Raw genomic sequence first — 3,760 nt, forward strand, 5'->3', positions numbered from 1 at the left:
TGCGCCGCGCCGCCGAGCGCTGGCTGAAAACCCATCGCGCCGCACCCGCCGCGCCCGCGCGGGAGCTGGCCGCATGATCTCGCTTGCCGCGCCCTGGATGCTGCTGCTTCTGCCGCTGCCGCTGCTGGTCCGCTGGCTGGTCCCGCCGCATCGCGAGCGCGAAAGCGCGCTGCGCTTTCCCTTCTTCCGGCGCATGGCCGAGGCGGCGGGGGCCGAGCCGCGCGCAGGGGCGGTGGTGCTGTCGCGCCCGGTGATCTCGGCGATCACCGCCGGTCTCTGCTGGGCGCTGCTGGTGCTGGCTCTGGCGAGGCCCGAGCGGGTCGGCGCGCCGATCACCATCGAGACCGCCGCGCGGGACGTGGTGCTGGCGATCGACATCTCGGGCTCGATGGACGCCAAGGATTTCGCCACGCCGGGCGGCGAGCGGATCCAGCGCCTTGCCGGGGTGCGGCAGGTGGTGGGCGATTTCGTGACCGGGCGCGAGGGGGACCGCATGGCGCTGATCGTCTTCGGCACCGCGGCCTACCTGCAGGCGCCGCTGACCGACGATCTGACCACGATCACCGAGCTTCTGGGCACCACCGAGGTCGGAATGGCCGGGCCGCACACCGCGCTCGGTGACGCCATCGGCCTGTCCATCCGCACCTTCGAGGCCAGCGACATCGACCAGCGGCTGCTGATCCTGCTGTCGGATGGCTCGGACACCGCCAGCCGCATGAGCCCGGTCAACGCCGCCGAGATCGCCGCCGATCGGGGCGTCGAGATCTTCACCATCGGCGTCGGCGATCCCGAGGCCACCGGCGAGAACCGGGTCGATCTCGCCACGCTGCAGGCCATCTCCGCGCGCACCGGCGGGCGGTATTTCTTCGCCGAGGACGCCGCCGCGCTGGAGGCGGTCTACGCCCGGATCGACGCGCTCGCCCCGCGCGAGACCGAGACGCTGTCGTTCCGCCCGCGCCGGTCGCTGTCCTGGCTGCCGATGGCGCTGGCGGCGCTGCTGGGGCTGGGGTCGGTGCTCTGGCTGCAGCTGCGCGGACGCGGGCGGCGGGGACGGGCGGCGCGGAAGGCGGAGGAGGCCGCATGACCGACCTGCCGCTCTTCCTCCAGGCCTTCCACTTCCTGCGCCCGCTCTGGCTGTTGCTGGTGCCGCTGGTGCTTCTGGTCTGGTGGTGGGTCCGTCGCCCGTTGCAGCGCGGGGCCATGCAGGCCGAAGGCATCGCCCCGCACCTGCGCGAGGCGCTGACGGTGGGGCGGGCGCAGCGCCGTCGCCTCATGCCAATCGACAGCACCGCCGCGATCCTCCTCCTCGGTGCGCTCGGCGCGGCGGGGCCGACCTGGTCGCGCCAGCCCGACCCGTTTGCGGCACAATCGGCGCCCGCGGTGATCGTGCTCGCGGTGACGCCGGGGATGGAGCAGACCGACCTTCCGCCGTCGCGGCTCGAGCGCGGCAAGCAGAAAATCCGCGACTTCCTCGACCTTCGAGCGGGGGCGCGCACCGCGCTGGTGGCCTATGCGGGCACCGCCCATGTGGTGCTGCCGATGACCGAGGACGCGCAGGTCATGGTGCCCTACCTCGAGGGGCTCAGCCCCGAGGTCATGCCGCGCGAGGGCGCGGTGGCGGGCGAGGCGCTGTCGCTGGCCGCGGCGATGCTCGCCGAGGAGACCGCGCCGGGAGGCATTCTCTTTGTCACCGACAGCCTGGACCCCGCCGACGTGGCGCCGCTCGACGCCAGTTCGGCGCCGCTCGCGGTGCTCTCGATGCGCCCCGAGGGCAGCCGCGACCGCGGGCTCGACGCGCTCTCGGCGCCGGTGATCGAGGCGACGCCCGATCCATCGGACATCCGCAAGCTCGACGGGCTGCTCAATGCGGCCTATCGCCGGGCGCAGCTCGATGACGTGGACCAGCCCTGGGAGGACCGGGCGCATTGGCTGGCCTGGCCCGCCGCGCTTCTCCTGCTGCTGAGTTTCCGGCGGGGCTGGACGATGCGTTGGGTGGGGATCGCCGGTCTGACGCTGCTGCTCACGCCGGAGGGCGCGCGGGCCGAGGGGATCGCCGACTGGTTCCTGACGCTGGACCAGCAGGGGCGAATTGCGTTCGACAACAAGCACTACGCGCGCGCCGGAGAGCTGTTTGTCGATCCGCTCTGGCGGGGCTACGCGCTCTACCGGAGCGGGCAGTACGACGACGCGGCACTGGTGCTGGACCGGGTCGAGACGGCGCAGGCGGCCTTCCTGCAGGGGATGGCGCAGATCAAGGGGCGGCACTACCGCGACGGGGTGCGCGCCTTCGAGACGGCGCTGGCGCGCGATCCGGACTATCCCGGCGCGGCGGAGAACCTCGAGACCGCGCAACGCATCGTCGCCTATGTCGAGGCGGCGCAGGCGGCCTCGGACACCGGCGAGGATCAGGGCATCGGCGCGGACGAGGAGGTTTACGACAACGAGAGCGGGCAGGGCGAAGAGACCCTGCGCGAGGCTGATGGTGCGGCGGAAGGCGGCTTGCTGACCGCCGAGCAATGGATGAACACCGTCGACACGCGGACCGAGGACTTCCTGCGCATGCGGTTTGCGCTCGAGGCGGCACAGCCGCCTCAAAACGCTGGTGCGGCGGCACAGCCGCACGAAGACGACGGTGCGGCGGCTCCGGCGGGCGAGGCACCTGCGCCCAACGCTCCGGCAGCAGAGGAGGGCGGCGAATGATCCGCGTGCTCCTGCTTGGTCTTTTGCTCCTGCCGGGCCTGGTCCGGGCGCAGGAGGCCGAGGACCTGCCGCAACTTGTCGTCGACTTTCCCGAGACCGAGGCGATCCCCGGCCAGTCGCTCAGCCTGCGCCTGACGGTGCTGGTGCCGAGCTTCATGCCGAAGCCGCCGGTCTGGCCGAGCCTCGAGGCGCCGAACCTGTTGGTGCGGCTGCCATCTCGCTCGACCAACCCGGTGTCCGAACGGATCGAGGGCGAGACCTGGGCGGGCATTTCGCGGCACTACCGCATTTCCCCCATGGTGCCGGGACAGGTGGTGCTGCCGCCGCAGGAGGTGCTGGTGACCTGGCAGGATACGGGTTCGGGCGAGGCGCGGCAGGTCACCCTGACCACCGGTCCGATTGCCTTTGCCGGGGTGGTGCCGGAAGGGGCCGAGGGGCTCGATCCCTTCATCGCTGCCGCCGATCTGACGCTCACGCAGGAAATCGAGGGGGAGCCCGGCACGATGGTGCCCGGCGACAGCCTCAAGCGGCAGGTGACGGTGGCAGTGCAGGGGGTCTCGCCGATGTTCCTGCCGCAGCTGCTGGCGCCGGTGGAGTTGCGGGGGGTCGCCGCCTACCCGGACGAGCCGCGGCTGTCCGAGAGTGACGACCGGGGCGCGCTCAGCGGCACGCGGGTGGAGAGTGTGACCTATCTCGCCGAGGCGGGCGGCGGCGGTGCGCTGCCGGAGGTGCGGCTCGACTGGTACGACACCGACGACGGGGTGGTGAAAACCGCCTCTGCCCCGGGCCTTGAGCTGCAGATCGACGGCCCGCCACCGGGGCGGACTGTGCCGCTCGATCCGGCGCGCCTCGCGCTGCTGGCGGGGGCGGCGTTTCTGGGTCTGGGGGGGGTTCTGGCTCGGGCTGCGCCACCTGCTGCCCGCGCTGTCTCGGCGGCGGGCGGTGCGGCGTAAGAGGGTGCTGGCCTCCGAAGGGTTTGCCTGGCGGGAACTGATGCGGGTGATCGCCGCGCGCGACCACGCGGCCCTGCGCCCGGCGCTCGATCTCTGGGCCGGACGCG

At 72.5% G+C, this 3,760-nt stretch carries 3 protein-coding genes; all 3 read left to right on the forward strand.

What is annotated here, in order from left to right; all coding sequences use genetic code 11:
* A partial coding sequence (locus CLG85_RS26865) for a VWA domain-containing protein (protein ID WP_311735047.1) occupies positions 1–1,084 on the forward strand: 1,084 nt, incomplete at its 5' end.
* On the forward strand, positions 1,081–2,700 hold the full coding sequence (locus CLG85_RS26870; RefSeq protein WP_260350349.1) for a vWA domain-containing protein: 1,620 nt from the start codon (positions 1,081–1,083) through the stop codon (positions 2,698–2,700). The genes CLG85_RS26865 and CLG85_RS26870, both read left to right, overlap by 4 nt.
* On the forward strand, positions 2,697–3,653 hold the full coding sequence (locus tag CLG85_RS26875) for a hypothetical protein (RefSeq protein ID WP_260350350.1): 957 nt from the start codon (positions 2,697–2,699) through the stop codon (positions 3,651–3,653). Before CLG85_RS26870 ends, CLG85_RS26875 begins: the two co-directional genes overlap by 4 nt.
* Positions 3,654–3,760: the final 107 nt, after the last annotated feature.

Source organism: Alloyangia mangrovi, assembly GCF_002300555.2.
Taxonomy (GTDB): Bacteria; Pseudomonadota; Alphaproteobacteria; order Rhodobacterales; family Rhodobacteraceae; genus Salipiger; species Salipiger mangrovi.